Source organism: Comamonas sp. w2-DMI, from assembly GCF_040187735.1.
In the GTDB taxonomy this organism is placed as follows: domain Bacteria; phylum Pseudomonadota; class Gammaproteobacteria; order Burkholderiales; family Burkholderiaceae_C; genus Comamonas; species Comamonas terrae.
Genome location: NZ_JBANEL010000010.1, coordinates 151970 through 172515 on the forward strand (window position 1 = coordinate 151970; position 20546 = coordinate 172515).

The 20546-nt window shown below is 63.3% G+C and carries 21 protein-coding genes and 2 pseudogenes; 10 read left to right on the forward strand and 13 right to left on the reverse strand.

All coding sequences use genetic code 11. The features are described 5' to 3' along the window. Positions 1-193: 193 nt before the first annotated feature. Entirely contained in the window at positions 194-703 is a 510-nt protein-coding gene (gene radC, locus V8Z74_RS12765; RefSeq protein ID WP_073646484.1) for a RadC family protein, read from the forward strand. A 52-nt stretch (positions 704-755) separates the two neighbouring features. On the opposite strand, the gene V8Z74_RS12770 is transcribed toward radC, so the two are convergent. From V8Z74_RS12770 to V8Z74_RS12790, 6 genes are read right to left on the reverse strand one after another with little or no spacing between them, the layout of a single operon-like run. Further along, positions 756-1253: a ParB N-terminal domain-containing protein gene (locus V8Z74_RS12770; RefSeq protein WP_349709547.1), complete on the reverse strand. Its 498-nt coding sequence runs from the start codon at positions 1251-1253 to the stop codon at positions 756-758. After that, positions 1231-1956 (reverse strand): DGQHR domain-containing protein, encoded by a 726-nt coding sequence (locus V8Z74_RS12775; protein ID WP_349709548.1) that lies wholly within the window; start codon positions 1954-1956, stop codon positions 1231-1233. The genes V8Z74_RS12770 and V8Z74_RS12775 overlap by 23 nt, the downstream gene beginning before the upstream one ends. Continuing rightward, positions 1949-2575: a hypothetical protein gene (locus tag V8Z74_RS12780; protein ID WP_124164490.1), complete on the reverse strand. Its 627-nt coding sequence runs from the start codon at positions 2573-2575 to the stop codon at positions 1949-1951. Before V8Z74_RS12780 ends, V8Z74_RS12775 begins: the two co-directional genes overlap by 8 nt. Beyond that, positions 2566-3255, reverse strand: a complete 690-nt coding sequence (locus V8Z74_RS12785; RefSeq protein WP_349709549.1) for a DNA adenine methylase — start codon at positions 3253-3255, stop codon at positions 2566-2568. Before V8Z74_RS12785 ends, V8Z74_RS12780 begins: the two co-directional genes overlap by 10 nt. Continuing rightward, positions 3236-3508, reverse strand: a complete 273-nt coding sequence (locus V8Z74_RS26265; RefSeq protein WP_502879530.1) for a DNA adenine methylase — start codon at positions 3506-3508, stop codon at positions 3236-3238. The genes V8Z74_RS12785 and V8Z74_RS26265 overlap by 20 nt, the downstream gene beginning before the upstream one ends. Next, on the reverse strand, positions 3480-3773 hold the full coding sequence (locus tag V8Z74_RS12790; protein ID WP_073646486.1) for a helix-turn-helix domain-containing protein: 294 nt from the start codon (positions 3771-3773) through the stop codon (positions 3480-3482). Before V8Z74_RS12790 ends, V8Z74_RS26265 begins: the two co-directional genes overlap by 29 nt. A gap of 268 nt (positions 3774-4041) precedes the next feature. Between V8Z74_RS12790 and V8Z74_RS12795 the strand changes: the two genes are divergently transcribed. From V8Z74_RS12795 to V8Z74_RS12835, 9 genes and pseudogenes are all read left to right on the forward strand, one after another. Continuing rightward, complete coding sequence (locus V8Z74_RS12795) at positions 4042-4389, forward strand: DUF2958 domain-containing protein (protein ID WP_073646487.1); 348 nt, start codon at positions 4042-4044, stop codon at positions 4387-4389. A gap of 344 nt (positions 4390-4733) precedes the next feature. Further along, positions 4734-5510, forward strand: a complete 777-nt coding sequence (locus V8Z74_RS12800; protein ID WP_073646488.1) for a DUF2285 domain-containing protein — start codon at positions 4734-4736, stop codon at positions 5508-5510. Between the two features lie 115 nt (positions 5511-5625). Next, on the forward strand, positions 5626-5922 hold the full coding sequence (locus V8Z74_RS12805) for a helix-turn-helix domain-containing protein (protein WP_073646489.1): 297 nt from the start codon (positions 5626-5628) through the stop codon (positions 5920-5922). A 26-nt stretch (positions 5923-5948) separates the two neighbouring features. Beyond that, complete coding sequence (locus V8Z74_RS12810) at positions 5949-6806, forward strand: replication initiator protein A (RefSeq protein WP_073646490.1); 858 nt, start codon at positions 5949-5951, stop codon at positions 6804-6806. 289 nt (positions 6807-7095) lie between these two features. Then, on the forward strand, positions 7096-7734 hold the full coding sequence (gene parA / locus V8Z74_RS12815) for a ParA family partition ATPase (RefSeq protein WP_073646491.1): 639 nt from the start codon (positions 7096-7098) through the stop codon (positions 7732-7734). Beyond that, the gene (locus tag V8Z74_RS12820; RefSeq protein ID WP_073646498.1) at positions 7731-8015 is read left to right on the forward strand and encodes a chromosome partitioning protein ParB; all 285 of its coding nucleotides are present in this window, start codon (positions 7731-7733) and stop codon (positions 8013-8015) included. Before parA ends, V8Z74_RS12820 begins: the two co-directional genes overlap by 4 nt. Then, positions 8012-8569: a DUF2840 domain-containing protein gene (locus tag V8Z74_RS12825; protein ID WP_073646492.1), complete on the forward strand. Its 558-nt coding sequence runs from the start codon at positions 8012-8014 to the stop codon at positions 8567-8569. The genes V8Z74_RS12820 and V8Z74_RS12825 overlap by 4 nt, the downstream gene beginning before the upstream one ends. Further along, positions 8566-9153: a S26 family signal peptidase gene (locus V8Z74_RS12830; protein WP_073646493.1), complete on the forward strand. Its 588-nt coding sequence runs from the start codon at positions 8566-8568 to the stop codon at positions 9151-9153. Before V8Z74_RS12825 ends, V8Z74_RS12830 begins: the two co-directional genes overlap by 4 nt. A gap of 448 nt (positions 9154-9601) precedes the next feature. After that, positions 9602-11597, forward strand: a pseudogene (locus tag V8Z74_RS12835) (relaxase/mobilization nuclease domain-containing protein). A gap of 6 nt (positions 11598-11603) precedes the next feature. Here the strand turns inward: V8Z74_RS12835 and V8Z74_RS12840 are convergent. The 7 genes and pseudogenes from V8Z74_RS12840 to V8Z74_RS12870 form a co-directional block, all read right to left on the reverse strand. Then, on the reverse strand, positions 11604-11870 hold the full coding sequence (locus V8Z74_RS12840) for a glutaredoxin family protein (RefSeq protein ID WP_008786730.1): 267 nt from the start codon (positions 11868-11870) through the stop codon (positions 11604-11606). Between the two features lie 10 nt (positions 11871-11880). Continuing rightward, positions 11881-12579 carry a CopM family metallochaperone gene (gene copM / locus V8Z74_RS12845; protein ID WP_021162755.1) on the reverse strand — a complete coding sequence of 233 codons (699 nt, stop codon included), beginning with the start codon at positions 12577-12579 and terminating at the stop codon, positions 11881-11883. 224 nt (positions 12580-12803) lie between these two features. Further along, the gene (locus tag V8Z74_RS12850; RefSeq protein ID WP_008786732.1) at positions 12804-14000 is read right to left on the reverse strand and encodes an MFS transporter; all 1197 of its coding nucleotides are present in this window, start codon (positions 13998-14000) and stop codon (positions 12804-12806) included. 91 nt (positions 14001-14091) lie between these two features. Next, entirely contained in the window at positions 14092-14484 is a 393-nt protein-coding gene (locus V8Z74_RS12855) for a MerR family transcriptional regulator (protein ID WP_019396549.1), read from the reverse strand. Positions 14485-14534: 50 nt separating this feature from the next. Beyond that, on the reverse strand, positions 14535-16064 hold the full coding sequence (locus V8Z74_RS12860; protein ID WP_349709550.1) for an efflux transporter outer membrane subunit: 1530 nt from the start codon (positions 16062-16064) through the stop codon (positions 14535-14537). After that, positions 16061-19238, reverse strand: a pseudogene (locus V8Z74_RS12865) (efflux RND transporter permease subunit). Before V8Z74_RS12865 ends, V8Z74_RS12860 begins: the two are co-directional and overlap by 4 nt. After that, complete coding sequence (locus V8Z74_RS12870; protein WP_021162752.1) at positions 19235-20473, reverse strand: efflux RND transporter periplasmic adaptor subunit; 1239 nt, start codon at positions 20471-20473, stop codon at positions 19235-19237. Before V8Z74_RS12870 ends, V8Z74_RS12865 begins: the two are co-directional and overlap by 4 nt. Positions 20474-20546 lie beyond the last annotated feature (73 nt).

Consider the following 20546-nt stretch of genomic DNA (forward strand, 5'->3'; position numbering starts at 1 on the left):
GGCGGGTGTGTGGCTGAGTGGGGTGTAGGCGGTCTTGCTGTTCCCTTCACCGTATCACGGCGTTCTCGCCGTCAATGACTGCGCGTGCTCGCACGCTTGCGGCCTAGTGGCCGTCTTCGATCTCTGACTGCTTGCGCTGCGCCGTGCTGGCAACGGTTCCGGGCAATTCCGCCCGAGCAACCGGAGCACGATTATGTCGCAACTGTCCTTTTCCTCGTTCGATGACGCTTTGCTGGTGCGTGACGCCCAAGGGCGCTACATGCCGGCATCGGTGGATCAAATTCTCGAAGCGGCGCGCCAGGCCATCGAGTTGAAAATGCAGCGTGGTGCTGAGTTCACTTCCCCGGCGCTGGTCAAGGAGTACCTGCGCAACAAGCTGGCAGGCTTCGAGCATGAAGTCTTTACAGTGCTGTTTCTGGACACGCGCCACCGGCTGATCGAGTACCGGGAGATGTTCCACGGCACCATCGACAGTGCATCGGTGTATCCGCGTGAAGTGGTCAAGGAAGCCCTGCGGCTCAATGCGGCGGCGGTCATCCTCTCGCACAACCATCCGAGCGGGAATCCTGAGCCGTCACAGGCCGACAGGGTGTTGACGCAGCGGCTGAAAGAGGCTCTGACGCTGGTGGAAGTTCGCACGCTGGATCATGTCATCGTGGCCGGTGCAAACACGGTGTCGTTTGCAGAGCATGGCTTGTTATGACACACGGGGGCTATTGCCCCCGTTTTCTGATACGAGGAAGGACATTCGGGACTTACCCGTCTAGCATATCTTCGAGCGATATCTCCCCACGCAACATCTTTAAGAACGTGGCTTGTCCACCACTGCCTGGTGCGAAATTTCGGGTTGTAAAGTCTTCGTCTTTTAACTCGATGTGATCCAGTTTTTTATAAAATTCATTCACGGACGGAATCAGTCCATAGTTTCCTTGCGCAAGTTCTGGATACGCATCTTCTCGCAAATAAATCATGAAGGCTTTAAAGGCGTTTGATCGAGGAAGGAGATTGCCCACGCGATCAGTTGCATTCCATGAGTCTGGCCATTTTTTCTCAACTGCCTTAAAGTAGTTGTAAATTATTTCGGTAATATCAATCTCTTTTCCATCAATAAATAAATTTCTAAATGGAAATTTTTTCAAATCAGATCCAGCGACGTGCTTTATTTTCTTCCCTGCCAAGAGATCATTTCTATCTTGAACGGGGTTGGGTGAAATGAATTTAACTAAAGATTCAACAAAGGATGCTTGTGTCAAGGGCTCTTTTTTTTCGACCTGGCGTAGCTGTTCCTAGCCGCTTAATCCTTTGATATAGCGGGCTGCTTGGCTCTTTATCCAATGCCACCGCTACATTGTGGCATGTCTTATGAGGACTTGATGTTTTTGCCAGCTCCGTCAGGTCATACACAAGGCTTTTATTAACTTTTGTTTGCGCAAGATTTACGGTTGCAAATATATTTGCCTGCTCGGAGACATCCGCCCCGATAAATATCGCAACATTAATATCAAAATCTCGCTCATCGTAATCAAAACACCAATTATTGTTTTCATCCATGAAGGCAGCAATGCGGTGTTGACCATCTATAACTTTTGCAATTCTAGCGTAAGGTATTGAGTCTGCCTCATCAGAGGCATCGGCTTGATACTCCTTAAGAACCAGTGTGCCGATGCCGTTCCCATCTGAGTCATATTCAGCGCACTTTTCATCCACAGCAAGGATAACTGATGTTGGAAATGTCGAATCCTCTCCTTCGATATATTGCTTTATTTCTTTAATTCTCTTGGGGCTGACAGGGCGCTGGATACCAAGATATTTCTCAAGGTCACGCTGGTCTTTGGCTAACCGCCTTACATCCGAGAAGGATATATCTACTAGGTCTTGTGCCCTTATTGATGCGATATAAAAATCGCCAATTGGCTGGCGGACTTTCAGGACTGTAAGCTTTAATTCTTTACTCATCACCAGACTCCCGAGCACGCAGCCTTGCAGAAAAATCGTTCACTATATTTTTTTCAGAGCTTCTATTCTCCGATACAAAATCACCTCTCCATGCTCCATCAAGGAGCGTGAGATACCAGCAGTATAAAGAAAAGATGTAGATTGGCAGTGATAAACTACTTAGGTAGTAGCCGAGAAACGAGTTTTGGAAGTCACTCGACCCTGCCTTAATCTGCCCGAAAGCAATAGCGGTCAAGATCATGATGACGATTGAAATCAACGCCAGCAACCCGTAGCCCTTGAATAACCTTCTAACGCTTTGTACTATTTTTTCGCCAAATTGAGTTTCTGATGATTCTTGGTACTTCTCAAAAATCATATAGAAAATAGGCGTAAGAAATGTGGCGGTGTACACAAATAATTCTGAAACTGTAATGGACTCTCTTAGCTTCAGCAGAAGCTTTACTCCCACACCCGAGGTTCCATCTGGTATTGGCGACAGAAATACAGCGACGATGACAGGAAGGCTGGTCAAAATCCAAAGCGTAGAGAATTTCTTTAATGCTGTTTTATGAGCATTCAGAGGAAAATGCACCAGGCATTGAATTAGAGGCAGGCGGCCGATGGTCTTTAGTAGCATTTGATGACGACCTCCTCGTACCTGCCCCGAGCGGAAGATTTCCCGGCTATGATGCTGGCTCTATTTAACGTTGAGATCTCGCCTAGGTTTTCATATAGGCGTTTTATGCTGTCATGGCAGGCGTTAGTCACAAGCACTTTTGCCCCTCGTGATACAGCAAGCTCGACGGCATCACGAAGTCGAACCTGGTCTTCCCAGGAAAATATACTTTCGTTGTACTTTAGAAAGCCGTTGTAGTTATGTTTGACTGTATAAGGAGGATCTATAAAAACAAAATCCCCCTGCCCAGCCTTTTCAAGAGCAATTTCAAAGTCGCCAGAGAGAAGCTCTACATTTTTTAAGCACAAGGCGATTTTTTCAAAATCATCAGTCGACAGAACTACATTCTGCTTCGTTCCTATTGGGACGTTGAATTCACCTTTCTTATTTACCCGGTATAAGCCATTCCAACAGGTTCTGTTTAGGTAAATAAATTGCGCTGCTCGTGTTTCTGGCGTGCGTAACCGCTTTCGGCGAGTTTGATAATAATATTCTGAAGAGTGATTTTTGTGATGAACTCGAAGCAAATCTGCAACTTTCTTCCAGTCGCTTTTTATTGCCTCATAAACTTCTATGAGCTTTTCGTTTTTATCGCAAAGAATAGCGGAATGCGGAAGCAGGCTAAAAAAAAACTGCGCCACTACCCACAAAAGGCTCGATATATCTTTCGTGCTCTATATTTAGAAGGTGTGAGTGCTTTTCGACCAACCACCTTTTCCCTCCTGCCCATTTCAGAAAAGGCGAGGTTTCTTGATAGTGGCTATTCGCGTGCGGTGGGGCGGGAATGATTTTTGTTTCGCAAAAACCTTCCTCCAACTCCAAAGAGACCCCTTCGATCGTTGCAACAGCAGCGCATTGGAATGGGTTATTTTCCCTTGATTGCCTCAAGCCCATTTTCTGTTTCCTTCATCAATTCAGAAGCGCTGCATCCCAGTGCTCTAGCAATTTTCAAGATAATCGCCAGAGTGGGCATATGCTCTCCTCGTTCAATCTTCCCCATATGTGAGCGCTCGATTCCTGCACGATTTGCCAAAGTTTCTTGCGCAACACCCTGTGCAGTCCTGATAGAGCGTACTGCGGCGCCAAACGCTTGTGCCGGCTCCGCTTCAAAGGTTGTCGCGCCCGTCGGTCGGCCACGCTGGATGGATCGCTTCTGCATATGCAGAAGTTTCAGTTTGTACAAAATTTAAAACCACGTTATATTTAACTCATTCATCCGATCCCACTTGTTTTTGTGCCTTTGAAGAAATCCACATCAGCGGCTTTCTTCAAAAGCGGAGAGCCTGATCCGTGTCTTTCCTGACTTCCGTACATGCGCCTGCGTGGCTCTACGCTTCTGCGGATTCGTACGCTTGCGCATTTGTGCATCAGGGCGCAAGCACGAATGCGCTTCAGCGCTTGCGTGCATTCGTGCAAGGCGCGCGGTCGTGACCCCGCTTGTCACCGAGGACGACCGGGCGCGGCTGCTGGCCCACGGCCAGGCCCGCGCCGCCGGGCAGGATACCGACCCGCTGCCCGTGGTGCGGCTGTTCACCCCCGACGCGCACGCAACCTGGCTGCTGGCCTCGCTCGATCCCACCGACGGCGATACGGCCTATGGCCTGATCGACCTGGGCATCGGGATGCCTGCCCTGGGCACGGTGAAGCTCTCCGATCTGGCGTCCATCGTCGGGCCGCGCAAGCAGCCCGTGATGCGCGATCGTTACTTTCAACCGACACGGCGGCTGTCGGAGTATGTGCGGCTGGCCGAAGAAGACGGTTCGATACCGGACTGATGCAGGCCCGCGCAGCGAGGCCAAGCGCAGCGCATTGTGACTATTTCCGTCTCACTCAAGACCCGCCCGGTCTGAATCCGCATTCTTGCACCGAAGCGGTGCAACTCTGATGTAAACAGTCATGGTCTTTGGCCCGGGCTGCGGCACGGTATCGGCTGCTGACCGTCGATTCCAGGCGGCACAGCCGTCGCATTCAGACGATTTTCGCAATGCACCGGAGCCAATCGGACTTGACACCCGTAGTTTCAGCTTAACCCGATAACGATGACGTTTTGATGTTGAAACGATAGCTCCCGCATGCCGAGCCGCAGCGACGTTCCTGCTGACTGACAGGAGGTTGCGTCATGGCTGGCCCGAGTGCCGAACATCGAGAACACTGGTATCCGACCGCTGCGTATCTCTACACGCTGCATCTTGATGGCCCGGCCTTGGCCTGGGAGTACCTGCGCCGCAATCCCGACTACCGGCTAGACTGGCTGCGCCGTCGCCGCCGCCCGGATGCGGCGCACCGCTGGGGCCTGCGCCTGCTGGAAGATCCCGCCCTAGACGCACGTGACGCGCATCCGGCCTGGTTTCCCGACCACGATGCCGTGGTGCAGCTTTATCCCGATGCCGACCCACCGCCCGAAGCCTATGCCTTCGAGTTCTGGTGTGTTCCCGGCCGCAAGCATCTGATCCACGACGGCAAACGCCTGGTGCTGGTGTCGCGCTGGCCCGGTTGCTGCCTGCGGCTCGCGCTGGCGCCGGGCCTGGAAGACGGCATGGCCTACCTCTACGCTACCCGCGCCTGCGCCACACCCTGCGCGCGTTATCAGGCACTGGTGGCCGAACTGGACAAGCTGGCGGCGCTGCCGGATGCCGTGCCTGCGGCAATGGCCCGTTCCCGGCCCACGCTCGCGGCGGTGCAGGAACTGCACACGCTCCAGGCGCTTGACGCGACCCTGGCCGGCGCGTCCTTGCGCGAGGTGGCCGAAGGGTTGTTCGGCGTGGATGCCGTGGCCGCCGACTGGCACGCCGACAGCGCCTTGCGTGCCCGCGTGCGGCGGCTGGCGCGTCGCGGCGAGGCGCTGATGCGCGGCGGCTATCGCAGCCTGGCGCAGCTTGGGCCAGTTGCATCGTAGCAAGGGGGGACGTTTTGCACTCCCTGCAATTCGTCCCTTAGCAGGAAGCCTGAATTTCTCGAAAGTGCCTCCATCCGGCCGCGTGGTGTGGCCGGGCTTGATGGAGGTAAATCCCATGCGACCCGCTCCCTTGCGGCCCTCTGTAACCGCTCCTTCCGCTGCTGTTGCTGCGCCCGCGCAGCCCCAACGCTATCTGACCAACGACGAAGCCGCCGACTACCTGCGGCTGTCGCCCCGCACGCTGGAGAAACAGCGCGTGATCGGCGGCGGGCCGAAGTTCCGCAAGTTCGGCCGGCGCGTCATGTACGCGGTGGCCGACCTGGATGCCTGGGCCGATGCGCGCAGCTTCGATGCCACCTCCGACCCGGAGTACGCCGAGCGCCATGCGGGTGACTACCGTGATCGCCGCTGATCGCAGGTTCACGGGTGGCCGCCGTCATGTCCAGTCTCGCGCTGCCGCCCCGGCAGCGGTCGGTGCAGGAGCGCGAACAGCTCGACCTGTTTCGCGCCTTGCCGGGCGACATGGCGCCGCGCGACAGCCAAGACTTGATGGCCTATCCGTTCTTCTCGCTGGCGAAGTCCAAGCGGGTCAAGCCCATCGACTTCCGGGCGGGCAACGTGACGATCCGCGTGGAAGGCACGACCGAGCATGGCATCGCCACGATCTGGGATGCCGACATCCTGATCTGGGCCGCCAGCCAGATCGTGGAGGCGCAGGACGCGGGCCTGCGGCCATCGCGGCTGATGCACGCCACGCCCTACGAGATCCTGCGCTTCATCGGGCGCGGCACCGGCTCACGCGACTACCAGCGTCTCAAGGCCGCGCTCGACCGGCTGCAATCGACCACGGTGGCCACGTCCATCCGCGAGACCACGGGAAGGCGGCTGCACCGCTTCTCGTGGATCAACGAGTGGAAGGAACTGGCCGACGCCAGCGGCACGCCATTGGGCATCGAACTGATCCTGCCGGACTGGTTCTACGCCGGCGTGCTCGATGCCGCCCTGGTGCTGACCATCGACCCGGCGTATTTCCGGCTGACCGGCGGTATCGAGCGATGGCTGTACCGGCTGGTACGCAAGCACGGTGGCAGGCAGGAATACGGCTGGCAGTTCGATTTCCGCTACCTGCACCAGAAGTCCGGCAGTACCGCCAAACCTTACGACTTCGCCTGCGACCTGCGCGCGCTGGTGGCGCGGCAGTCGCTGCCCGGCTACGTCCTGGGCATCGAGCGGATGCCGGACGACGGAACGGAGTTATTGACCTTCCGACCCGTGCCGTCCACGGCACGGGGATAACTCCGGGACAACCTGTGAATAGTGTCGTGCTATCAGGCGTGCGGGGTATCGTGCTATCAGGCGTGGCCCTATCGTGCTATCAGGCGTGCCAATCGGCCGAAAACCCGCGCCAGCATTGGGTTTGCGCGCTCTCTAACATACATAACTTAAATTCTCTAACTTTTAGTAGAGAAGCGCCGCTGCGGTGGACAACCGCCACGCGGCCACAAACGGCAGGCAATCCAAGCCGCCAGAAATCAGGTTTTGCAGGCGACTCGAAGCAAGGCTTTCCAGCACGGAGGGCCGCGCCATGATCGTCGCGTTACTCAACCAAAAAGGCGGCGTCGGCAAGACCACGCTCGCCACCCACATCGCCGGCGAACTGGCGATGCGCGGCCAGCACGTCGTCCTGCTGGATGCCGACCCGCAGGGTTCATCGCTGGACTGGACGCAGCGCAGAAGCCAGCAAGGCTTGCCACGGCTGTTCAGCGCCGTGGGCCTTGCACGCGAAACGCTGCACCAAGAGGCGCCAGAACTCGCCCGCCGCGCAGATCACGTCATCATCGACGGGCCGCCGCGCATCGCCGCCTTGGCGCGCTCCGCGCTGCTGGCAGCCGAGCGCGTGCTGATTCCGGTGCAGCCCAGCCCCTACGACTTGTGGGCCAGCGCCGAGATGGTGGCACTGATCCGTGAGGCGCAGGTGTTCCGGCCTGCGCTGCGCGCGGCCTTCGTCATCAACCGCCGCGTTAGCACCACGGTGATCGGTCGGGAGGCGCGGCAATCGCTGGCCGAACAGCCGTTGCCGGCGCTGCGCGCTGAGGTTCGGCAAAGGATCGTCTTCGCCGACAGCGTGGCCGCTGGTCGACTCGCCCGCGAGACGGCGCCCGACAGCGCCGCCACCCGCGAGATCGCCGCGCTGGTCGATGAACTGCTGCGGTGGCCGACATGACCGCACAGTCGCCACCGAACAGCAAGCGCACGGCCAAGCGCATTGGCATCGGTGCGCGCCCACCGGCGAATCCGCACGCTGAGGCGTGGATTCGCCAGGGCGACGCTGATGCGCTCAATAAGGGCGACCTCTACACCGCACGCCTGACCCTCGACGTGACGCCAGCGCTGCGCGCGCGCATCAAGATCGCCGCCTTCGGTCAGGGCGTGACCGTGGCCGAACTGCTCCGCGGCCTGCTGGAACGGGAGTTTCCCGAGACCCGCACGGAGAACCTGCCATGAACGCATCCATCGCACCTGCCGCGAACGCGGTCACGGCTTCTGCATCGACCACGCCAGCGACTTCGCTTTCGACACTCGCCCGCCAGGCCGGCAACGTGCCGCTGACGCGCGTATCGCTGGCCTACATCGAACCGCGCTTCAAGCTCTACCTGCGCTTCGGCGAACCTGCGCGCACGCTCCAGCTCGACCGCTGGCGGCGCTGCGCGGTGTTCCTGCCGAACGCTGTTCTCTGCCGCATCCGCTGGCAGACCAACGACTACGGCACGATCCGCTGGCAGCTCATGGTGATGCAGGCTGGCACGCCATTGGATGCCTTGCAGCGCATCCCCGGCGTGCGGCCAGGCGCACGTCTGCTGCTGCACGCCGAGGATGACGCCAACGTGCGCGCCGTGTTGGAACGCATCGACGGCATCGAGGCGCTGGGCATCGCCGCGTCTGCCGTCTCGCCCGCGTACTGGCGCACGCTGGGCAACCGTCTGGAGGCCCGCCTGCCGCTGCCCGAATACACCGCCGAGCGGCATTCCGCGTGGCTCGCTGGGAAGGCGCTGCCATGACGACCGTTTCCACTTCGTCCGCCTCGCCGCATCCTCGCTCGCGCCTGCGCGCTCGCATCGTGCTGGCGGGCTTCGCCGCAGTCGGCCTCGCTGCGCTGGCCTGGGCGGCGTTCGTGCAACCGCTGCCGCGCCTGACGTACAACCCATCCGACAGCGTGGCGGTCGGATGGTATCGCATCGAACCGTTCGACCCGCGCACTGCTTCGCTGCTACGTCCGTTGTCCGTGGACAGCATCGTGCTCGTGCCGTTGCCAGTCGAGGTAGCCGCACTGGCTGCGCAGCGCGGCTACCTGCCGACGCGCGTTCCGCTGCTCAAACGTGTGGGCGCAGTCGCACCGCAACACGTTTGCATCGTCGCTGGACAGGTACGCATCGACGGCGTGCCTTCGGCCGCCGTGCTGCCTGCCGACCGGCTGGGCCGGTCGCTGCCATCCTTGCAGCTTTGCCGCCACCTCGAACCGGGCGAGCTGTTCCTGTTGAGCGTGACAAAGCCGGCATCGTTCGACAGCCGCTATTTCGGGCCGGTCAGCGCATCCACCGTGATCGGCGTTGCGCATCGGGTCTGGCTGGAGGCACGCCCATGATGGCGGCCGATTCGCTGCACGCTGCCGTGCATCTCATCGTGCCATCGGGCATGTCGTTCTGGCTGCTGCCGCCATGTCGTCGCGCGTGCAGTGCGGGTGCATTCGCACCGCACTTCGCGCTGCCATCCAGTGTGCAGGCGTCTTGCCTCGAACGCGCCCGGCTAGCGGCCATCGGCGTGTCCCTCTGCGCGTTCGCCGGCGGGCTGGCTGCAAGCAGCACAGCACCGCCGGGCCGCCGACGCCTGGAGCACCAGCGACAGGCAAAGGCGGAAGGCAAGACAAAAGGACGCGGCACCGGGCCGCGTCGAAAGCCAGTCTGCACATGGGGGTGGCGCGGCACGGAGCGGCTTTGCCGCCGTGCCGCGTTCGGCGCGAAGGTCGCGCCAATGCAGGCATGTCCGCGTGCTTCGCACGACAGGACACGCCAGAGCTTGCAGGGAGCGCAGCCATGACCGACCGCCGCGACGACGATTTCCGCGTGCGCCCCAGCGCCCCGAAGAACCGGGGCAAGGGCCAGGGGCAGAGCTTCGTTTCCAAGGTGCTCAAACAGGCGGGCAAAGCCAGCAGCGGCAAGTCCACGGTGCGCCGTCCGGCATCGGCGAGTGGCACCGGCCAGCGGCCCGGCTCGCGCCTGGGGCGCGGCCACACGGCAGCACGCTTCGCCGGGGCGAAGCTGACGCCTATGTCGCGGCGCGCGACCATCAAGACGCTGCTGGTGAACCACCAGCGGGCCAGCCCGCAGTCGCTCGCCAAGCACCTGCGCTACATCGAGCGCGACGGCGTGGGCCGCGACGGCGAGCCGGGCCAAGCCTACGGGCCGCAGACAGACGTGGCCGATCTCGACGCCTTCAAGGAACGCTGCGCCGACGACCGGCACCATTTCCGCTTCATCCTCTCGCCCGAGGATGGCGCGGAGCTGGAAGACCTGCGCACCTACACGCGGCACCTCATGGGCCGCATGGAGGCCGACCTGGGTACGGGCCTCGATTGGGTGGCCGTGAACCACTGGAACACCGACAACCCGCACACGCACATCGTCGTGCGCGGGCGCGACGACACCGGCAAAGACCTCATCATCGCGGGCGACTACATCGCCGATGGCTTCCGCTATCGCGCCGCCGAGCTGGCGACCGAATGGCTGGGGCCGCGCACCGAACTGGAGATCCAGCAGACCTTGCAGCGTGAGGTGGAGCAAGAGCGGTGGACGAGCCTGGATCGCACCCTCAAGCGTGAGATAGGCGAGGCCGGCGGCGATGGCCTGGTGCGCGTCGAAAGGTTCAACGCCCCCCCGCTTGCAGCGCCAACGCCTGATGCTAATCGGCCGCCTGCAACACTTGCAGCGCCTGGGCCTGGCCGACGAGACGCAGCCCGGCACCTGGGCCATCCATGCCGATGCGGAAAAGACATTGCGCGCGCTGGGCGAGCGCGGCGACATCATCCGCACCGTGCAGCGGGCCATGCGCGGCGAGCCGCGCGAGCTGGCCGTGTTCGAGCCGGGGGACGATGGCCGAACCATCCTCGGCCGTGTGGCCGCGAAGGGGCTGGCCGACGAGCTGCGCGACCGGGGCTATCTGGTCATCGACGGGGTGGACGGCAAGGCCCATTACGTCGCGCTCAACGCCCGCGACGAGCTGGCGAACTACCCGAGCGGCGCCGTGGTGGAGGTGAAAGGCTCGGCCGACGTGCGCGCAGCCGACAAGAACATCGCCGCGCTGGCGAGCGATGGCCTGTACCGCACTGACCATCACCTGGCGATCGGGCAGGGCCGGGCCAAGGCCGGACGCGACCCGCAAGAAGTCGTCGCCGCCCACATCCGCCGGCTGGAGGCCCTGCGTCGGGCCGGCATTGTGGAGCGCGTTGCCGAAGGGCTATGGAAGGTGCCGGACGACCTGGCCGAGCGTGGCCGCCAGTACGACGCGCAGCGCCTGGGCGGCGTGGCCGTGGAGCTGAAATCGCACTTGCCCATCGAGCGGCAGGCCCGCGTGATCGGGGCCACGTGGCTCGACCAGCAGTTGATCGGCGGCGGCTCGGGCCTGGGCGACCTGGGCTTTGGTGGCGAGGCCAAACAGGCCATGCAACAGCGCGCCGACTTCCTGGCCGAACAGGGGCTGGCCGAGCGGCGCGGGCAGCGCGTGATCCTGGCGCGCAACCTGCTGGGCACACTGCGCAACCGGGAACTGGCACAGGCCGCGAAGGGCATTGCCGCTGAAACCGGCCTGGAGCATCGCCCGGTGGCCGACGGGCAGCGCGTGGCTGGCATCTACCGGCGCAGCGTCATGCTCGCCAGCGGGCGCTACGCGATGCTGGACGACGGCATGGGATTCAGCTTGGTGCCGTGGCGGCCGGTGATCGAGCAGCGGCTGGGGCAGCATATCGCCGCCGTGGTGCGCGGTGGCGGCGTATCTTGGGAGCTTGGACGGCAGCGCGGGCCAAGTATTTCTTGAGACCCTTCATCTACTTGTCGAACGGCCGAGCGCCTTCATCAGCCCCGGCTTCTGGCTCGCAAAGGTGCCATAGAAGACCTCATTACCGATGAGCGTGATCGGAGCCACGCGCACGCCGGTTCGTGACTTGGCTTCCGCAGAAATCTTCGGGTCGGTCAGGTCGCGTTCTTCAAACACGATGCTCTGCTGGGACAGCCACTCCTTCAGCACCCGACAGTCCGGGCAGGCTGGAGTGCTATAGATGATGATGCGCGGGGTGCTGGCTTGGTTCATGGTCGTGCCTTCACTTTCCCCGAGCGGCAAGCCAGCTCTTCATCATGGCGATCTCTCCTTCCTGCGCAGAGATAACCTCCTGAGCCAACTCGCGGACCTCCGGGTCCTTGCCGTACTGCAACGCCACCTTGGCCATGTCGATCGCGCCCTGGTGATGCGGGATCATGCCGCGCATAAAGTCCACATCGGCATCGCCGCTGAAGTCAATCATCATGTCGGCGTGCATGCGGTCATTGCCGGCAGGGTAGGCGGTCGTCGAGGCGTCGCCCGAGCTGCCGGTCGCCGCCTGTTGGCCGCGTTCTCCAAGCCACTTATTCATCATGGCGATCTCGCCTTCCTGCGCAGAGATAACCTCCTCAGCCAACTTGCGGACCTCCGGGTCCTTGCCGTACTGCAACGCCACCTTGGCCATGTCGATCGCGCCCTGGTGGTGCGGGATCATGCCGCGCATGAAATCGACGTCGGCGTTGCCAGTGAACTGCGCTCCCATCCCCGCGTGCATCTGGTCGTTCACGGCGCGATACGCGGTCGTGGAAGGGCTGTCATTGGCCGAGGCGCTGGAGGGCATCGCGTGCCCTTGGTGATCTCCGCTCGCATTGGCCTGCATCACTTCACCCGACGGGACCACCTTCTTCTGAACGGCCATCAGGCCGATGGCGACCACGACGGCGCCCGCAATGAACAACAGGCTGAACTTGTTGACTCTCATGAAAAACTCCTTGAATGAGATTGATGGAGTCACTGTAGGGCTTCCCATTGTTGGAAGGTCAAGCCCCTCATTTCGCCGTTGATGCCGATGAAGACCCTCGGCGCAAGATCCAGTCCTTCACTTCCGCCGCCTACGACAACGCGCTGTCGAAGCTGCAGCGGTGGAAGCAGGTGATGTAGCGCCTGAGGCGACCGCTAGATGGAACACCTCCCGCATCGGCCCGATCAGCCCGGACCTAGCCGCACCGGCTTTCGCGCGGTCTGCCACAGCAGCGGCACCAAGATCAGCGCCAGGGCCGGGAAGATCATCCAGTTGACCGCCTGCCAGCCCGAGCTGTGCAGGATCGATCCCGCGAGGAACGACACGGCCGCCGTGGCGGCGAAGACGAAGAAATCGTTCATGCCCTGCGCCTTGCTGCGCTCGGCCGGGGTGTGGCAATCGGTGACCACCGCCGTCGCGCCGATGAAGCTGAAGTTCCAGCCGATGCCCAGCAGCGCCAGCGAGCCCCAGAAGTGGGACAGGCCGAGCCCGCCCAGGGCCACCACCCCGGAGGCGGCGAGCAGCACCATGCCCACGGCGGTCACGCGCTCCTTGCCGTAGCGCACCATCAGCCGCCCAGTGAAGAAGCTCGGCCCGAACATCGCCAGCAGGTGCCACTGGATGCCCAGGGCGGCGTTGTCCACCGAATGCCCGTGGTTGACCATCGCCACCGGCGCGGCGGTCATCACGAACGCCATCACCCCATAGGACACCACGCCCGCGGCCACGGCCAGCGCGTAGCGCGGCATCGCCAGGAGCTGCAGCACCGTGCGGCCGCTGTCGGCGGCGGCTTCGGCCGGGGTCTGGCGCGGCGTGCGCAGCATCAGCAAGATCGGCAGGGCGATCAGCGGCAGCAGCGCCTGGCTGAGGAAGCTGCCGACGTAGGGCGTGCCCGCTACCGCGTCGCGCGTGAAGATCACCAACTGCGGCCCGATGATGGCACCCGCGAGACCCCCCACCATCACCCAGGAAATCGCCTTGGCCTTGAGCGCGTCCTCGGCGGTGTCGGCGGCTGCGAAGCGGTAGCTCTGCACATACGCGCCGTAGAAGCCCGCCAGGAAGGTGCCGGCGCAGAAGATCCAGAACGAGGCCAGCATGATGCCCAGCGCGGCGATCAGGCCCGAGGCCACGCCGAAGCCGACCCCGACCACGTATCCGTTGCGGCGGCCATGGCGCCGCATGATGAACGCCGCAGGCAAGGTGCCGATGGCAAGACCCAGGCCGAACAGGCTCACGGGCAAGGTGATCCAGGCCGAGTCCTTGGCAAGCTGCTGGCCGACCAGCCCGCCCAGCGACATCACGATGGGCGCGCTGGCGCCACCGAGCGCCTGCGCGGCGGTGAGAACGCCGATGTTTCGGCGCGTGATGCTCTGGTCGGTCATGGGCGGTCTTTCTTGTTCGTTTGTCTGGCCGGAAATATTACACGCATGAATATATGTTCAGTTATCCGACCATGATTCGGCCATGCGATGCTCATGAACCGCCGCAACCTGGTCGCTCCTCGCAAATCTCCCGAGCGGCAGAAGGAACAGCCTGCCGTTCCAATGCGAGCAGGTGCTCTTTCACCCGGGTCAGTTGCGCCATGCGTTCCTCGACATAGGCGAGATGGTCCCGGACAGCCTGCGTCAGCAGCTCGGGTTCCGGGGACTCGCGATGCGTCCAGCCCAGCAAGTTGCGCATGTCATCCAGGCCGATGCCCGACGCGCGGTAGTTGCGAATCAGGTAAAGCCGCTCGACATGGGCCGGGCCATAGCGCCGGTAGTTGTTGCGGGACCGCTCGGGAGCGGGCAGCAGGCCCTCCCGTTCGTAGAACCTGATGTTCTCAGGGGGCGTGCCGGTCAAGCGCGCGAGTTCACCAATCCTCATCCAGCTCTCCGCGCGCAGCGATGGGGGACGCCACCGCTGCGCGCCGGCCCTCATCCCGGCGACCGGGCGGACTGCTGCGCCGTGGCGCCCGATTGCACCGTGTGCTCAGTCCAGCCGCCGCCCAGCGCCTTGTACAGATGGATGAGGTTGTTCAGCCGCGTCAGGCGCGTGCGCACCAGGGTCTGCTGCGTGCCGTAATGCGTGCGCTGCGCGTCGAGTACAGTGAGGTTGTCGTCCACGCCCTCCTGGAAGCGCTGCTCGGCCAGCTCGTAGGCCTTCTGGCTGGCCGCCACCAGGAGCTGCTCCGCGCGGATCTGCTCATCGAGCGTGCGCTTGCCCGCCAGGCCGTCGGCCACCTCGGCGAAGGCCGCCTGGATGGACTTCTCGTAGTTGGCGATCTCGATGCGCTTCTGTACGTGCGCCACGTCCAGGTTGGCGCGCAGCGCGCCGCCGCGGAAGATGGGCAGCGTGATCTGCGGCAGGAAGCTCCAGGCCCGCGAGCCCGAATCGAACAGGCCGTCCAGCGAAGCGCTGGCCGTGCCCGCCGAGCCCGTAAGGCTGATCGTCGGGAAGAACGCGGCCCGCGCCGCGCCGATGTTGGCGTTGGCGCCGATCAGCATCTGCTCGGCGGCGCGGATGTCCGGCCGGCGCGCGAGCAGTTCGGACGGCAGGCCGCTCGGCAGGCCGGTCGGCACGATGTCGTCCGGCAGCGCCATGGCCTCGTCAAGCTGCCGGGACAGCTCCGGCGTCAGCGGCTGGCCCAACAGCAGCACCAGCGCGTTGCGGTCCTTGGCCGCCTGCCGTGTGTAGGCGGCATGGTTGGCCTCGGCGGTGCGCAACGCGATCTCTGCGCGGCGCAGGTCGAGCTGCGTGGAGTTGCCCGCTTCCACCAGTTGGGTGGTCAGCCCGTAGGAGCGCTTCTGCGTGGCGAGGGTGTCGCTCGTCAGGCGCAGCAGTTCCTGGTCGGCACGCAGCGTGAGGTAGGCGCTGGCCACCTCGGACACCAGGCTCATCTGCGTGGCGATGCGGGTCTCGTCGAGGGCCAGGTAGGACGCCAGCGCCCGGTCGCTGAGGCTGCGGATGCGGCCCCACAGGTCCAGTTCCCAGGCGGCCGTCACCCCGGCCACGTCGTAGCGCCGGAGCACGTCGCTTTGCCCCGTGGTGCTGAGGTCGGCCGGTACGCGCTCTGACGCGCCGCGGGCGGAAACGCCCAGGTTCGGCAGCATCTCGGCACGCTGGATACGGTACAGCGCCTGAGCCGCCTCCACGTTGAGCGCGGCCTTGCGCATGTCGCGGTTGTTCTCCAGTGAAATGCCGATCAACTGCTGCAGCAGCGGGTCGCGGAAGAAGTCCCGCCAGCCGATCTCGGCCGTGATCGCGTCGTCGGGCGTCGCGGCCGCCGGTTCCACATAGGCCGCGCCCAAGGGATAAGCCGTGTCGATCGGCGCTGCGGGCCGGTCATACTTCGGTGCCATGGAGCAGCCAGTCAACGCCGCCGCGAGGGCGAGCGGCGCCAGCGTCCTGGCGGGTCGTGTGAATGCGAAAGATGTTTTCATGTCGTATGTCCTCCTGGCCGTCATGCGTGCTGGTCGGTCATGCCGACACGGGCATGGCGCGCTTCGCGGCGCAGCGCCAGCTTGCGCACCACGACGTAGAACACCGGCGTCAGCACCAGGCCGAATACCGTCACGCCCAGCATGCCGGCGAACACCGCGATGCCCATGGCGTGGCGCATCTCGGCGCCCGCACCGCTGGCCAGCACCAGCGGCACCACGCCAGCGATGAAGGCGAACGACGTCATCAGGATCGGGCGCAGCCGCAAGCGCGCGGCTTCGAGCACGGCTGCCAGCGGATCGGCCCCTTCGCTTTCCTTCGCGCGGGCGAACTCCACGATCAGGATCGCGTTCTTGGCGGCCAGGCCGATCAGCACCACGAAACCGATCTGCGTGAAGATGTTGTTGTCCCCCCCCAGAGAGCCAGACGCCGGCGATCGCCGAGAGCAGCGCCATGGGTGCAATCAGCAGCACAGCGAACGGCAGCGACCAACTGTTGTACTGGGCCGCCAGGAACAGGAAGGCGAGCAGCACCGCCAGCGCGAAGATATAGATAGCAGTATTGCCAACTCGCTTTTCCTGGAAAGTCAGGTCCGTCCATTCGTAGGTCATACCGTCAGGCAGCGATTCGCTCACGATCTTCTCAATCGCGGCGGTGGCCTGGCCGGATGAGTAGCCCGGCGCTGGCCCGCCGCTGATGTCCGCCGAGGGGAAGCCGTTGTAATGCATCACCCGGTCGGGGCCGGAACTGCGCTCGATGGTCGCGAACGCGCTCAGCGGGATCATGTCGCCCGCTGCATTGCGCACCTTGAGCATGCCTATGTCCTCAGCCTGCATGCGGAACTGCGCATCGGCTTGGGCCATTACCCGGTAGGTGCGACCGAAGCGGTTGAAGTCGTTGACGTAGAGCGAGCCAAGGTTGACCTGCAGGGTGTCGAACACCTCGGTCAGCGACACGCCCTGCGACTTGGCCTTCACCCGGTCGATGTCCACCTGCAACTGCGGCGCATTGGTCTGGAAGCTGGCGAGCATGTTCGCCAGCTCGGGCGCCTGCATGGCCTTGCCCATGATCTGGCCCTGTGCTTGTGCAAGCGCCTCGGGACCCAGGCCCGCCCGGTCCTCGATCTGCAGCTTAAAGCCGCCCATAGAACCCAGGCCCGGCACCGGCGGCGGCGGGAAGATGCCGACGAAGCCGTCCGGGATCTGGCTGAACTTGCCCATGAGCTTGCCCTGGATGGCGAAGGCCGACAGCGACGGGTCCTTGCGCTCATCGAAGGGCTTGAGCATGGCGAACATCAGCGCGGTGTTCGGCTGGTTCACCGGTCCATTGACCGACAGGCCCGGGAAGGCCACCACGCTCTCGACGCCCGGCTCAGCCAGTGCGATCTTGGTCATCTCCTTGACGACCGCCTCGGTGCGATCCAGCGAGGCGCCGGTCGGAAGCTGGGCGATGCCCACGAGGTAGTACTTGTCCTGGGCGGGCACGAAGCCCGCAGGCACCTTGTGGAAGCCCAGCCAGGTCAGGCCCAGGAAGCCGACGTAGAGCAGCAGCACGATGGCGCTGCCGCGCACCGCGCGGCGCACGCCCCCGACGTAGGAATTCGAGGCGCGGTCGAAGAAGCGGTTGAAGCGGCGGAAGAAGCCGCCGAACACGCCGTCGATGATGCGCGTGACGCGATCGGGCTTGGCCGCGCCGTGGTGCGGCTTGAGCAGGATGGCGGCCAGCGCTGGCGACAGCGTAAGCGAGTTGATCGCCGACAGGATGGTCGAGAACGCGATGGTTAGCGCGAACTGGCGATAGAACTCGCCCTGCAGCCCCGACAGGAACGCCGAGGGGATGAAGACCGCTGCCAGCACCGAGGTGATGGCCAGGATCGGGCCAGTCACTTCATCCATCGCCTTGCGCGCCGCGTCCTTGGGTGATTCGCCCAGCGCTATGTGGCGCTCCACGTTCTCCACCACCACGATGGCGTCATCCACCACGATGCCGATGGACAGCACCAGTCCGAACAGCGACAGTGTGTTCAGCGAGAAACCGAACATGTGCATCACCGCGAACGTGCCGACCAGCGAGACCGGCACGGCGATCAGCGGGATGATCGACGCGCGCCAGGATTGCAGGAACAGCACCACCACGATCACCACCAGGAAGATGGCCTCCAGCAGCGTGACGGCGACGGACTGGAGCGAGGCGCGCACGAAGACCGTGGGGTCGTAGGCGATCCTATACTCAATGCCGTCGGGGAACTTAGCTTGAAGTCGGTCCATTGCCGCGCGCACCGCGCTAGACACATCCAGCGCGTTCGCGCCCGGGCTCTGGATGATCTGTATCCCCACCGCCGGCTCGCCATTGAGCAGGCTGCGCAAAGAGTAGGAATCGGCCCCCATCGAGATGCGGGCGACATCCCGCAGGCGAGTTACCTGGCCGTCGGCGCCCGTCTTCACGACGATCTCGCCGAATTGCTCCTCGCTCGACAGTCGGCCCAGAGTGTTGACCGTGACCTGGAACGCCGCCGAGGCATCCGGCTGCTGACCAACCGAACCAGCGGCAACCTGTATGTTCTGCTCGCGGATGGCGGCAACCACGTCGCTCGCGATCAGCCCACGAGCAGCGACCTTGGCGGGTTCGAGCCAGACCCGCATCGAATACTCCCCGGCGCCCCAGACTAGGACATCGCCGACGCCTGGCGTACGAGCCAGCTCATCCTTCACATGAAGTGTGGCGTAGTTGGAGACGTACAGCGGATCATATCGACCTCCAGGCGAAAGCAAATGCACCACCATGAGAACGTCCGGCGACGTTTTCTCGGTGACAACACCGATGCGCTGAACTTCAGGCGGTAGGCGCGGCAACGCCCGCGAGACCCGGTTTTGCACCTGGATCTGCGCAATGTCGGCGTTGATATGCTGCTCGAAGGAGACGGTGAGCACCATTTTCCCGTCGGTGGACATCTGAGACTGCATGTACATCATGCCTTCTACGCCGTTGATCGCCTGCTCCAGCGGTGATGCCACGGTATCGGCGATCACTTGCGGGTTGGCACCGGGATAGCTAGCGGTGACCTGCACCGTGGGAGGCGTGACCTGCGGGTATTCGCTCAGCGGCAGCTGGAAGTAGCTGATCGCGCCCGCGATCAGCATCAGCACCGACAGGACGATGGCGAAGATGGGCCGGTTGATGAAGAAGCGGGGGAAATTCATTTGCGGGCCTCCGCCGAGCCGGCCGCGCCGTCAGCCTTGGCGGGGTCCGCGCCGGCGGCCGGTGCCGCGGGCGGCTGCATGGGCACCATGCGCGGCGTGACCGCCATGCCGGGGCGCACGAGGCCCTTGATGATGATCTTCTCACCGGCCTGCAGGCTGCCGTTGATGACGCGCAGCCCGTCCACCACCGGCCCCAGTTCGATGGGCCGGTACTGGGCCTGGTTGTTCTCGCCCACGACCAGCACGTAGTTGCGCCCTTGGTCGGTGCCCACGGCCTGATCGTCGATCAGGACGGCCTCGCGCGCCGCGCCGGTGGACAGCTTGACCCGGGCGAACATGCCGGGTGCCATGCGCCCATCCGGGTTGGGCACAACGGCGCGCGCGCGGATCGTGCCGGTGCTTCGGTCAATGGTGTTGCCCACGAAGTCGAGCGCGCCCCTGTGCGGGAAACCCTTGTCCGTGGTCAGCCCGACCTGCACGGGCAGCGAGGCCTTGCCGCCGGCGCCCGCAGCGGGCCGCGAGCGGCTCACGACGTTGAGGTACGTGGCTTCGTCGATGTCGAAGTACACGTGCAGCGGGTCGATGGACACGATCGTGGTCAGCAGCGTGGCCGCGCCGGCGACACCGCCGCTGACCAGGTTGCCCTCGGTCACGAGCACGCGGTCAACGCGCCCGGCGATGGGCGCCGTGACGCGGGCGTAGGACAGATCCAGCCGCGCCGCAGCGACGGCGGCCTTGGCCGCTTGCACCTGGGCCTGGCGCGCACTGCGCGCGGAGACGGCATCGTCGTAGGTCTTGCGCGCGACAGCGCCGGTCGCCACCAGGCGCTCGGCGCGGTCGAAGTCGGCCTGGGCCTGACTGGCCAGCACCTCGGCCTGTTGCAGTTGCGCCGCAGCCGTGTCGAGCGTGACCTGGAACGGTCGGGGGTCGATCTGGAACAGCAGTTGTCCCTTGCGCACCAGGCTGCCCTCGGGGACGCTCACAGCATCGACGGCGCCGCCGACCCGCGAGCGCAGCTCGACGGTCTTGGGCGCGGCCAGGAAGCCGGTGTACTCGGCCGATGGCGCGACCGTGCGGGTGATGACCTCGGCCACGGGCACCTGCGGCGCCATCGGCGCGCCCGCCGGGGGCGCCGCGGCCTTGCCCTCGTCCTTGGCGTCGCGGGCGGCAATCGCTATGCCCCCGACGGCTGCGATGACGCCTGCCACCACAACGATTCTGATTTTTTTACGCATGGAAGTGCCCCTTTCTTGGATGCAGGACTCCGGCCCTTCCGAAGCGCTCTGCAGAAATTTGTGTGGAGGCTAG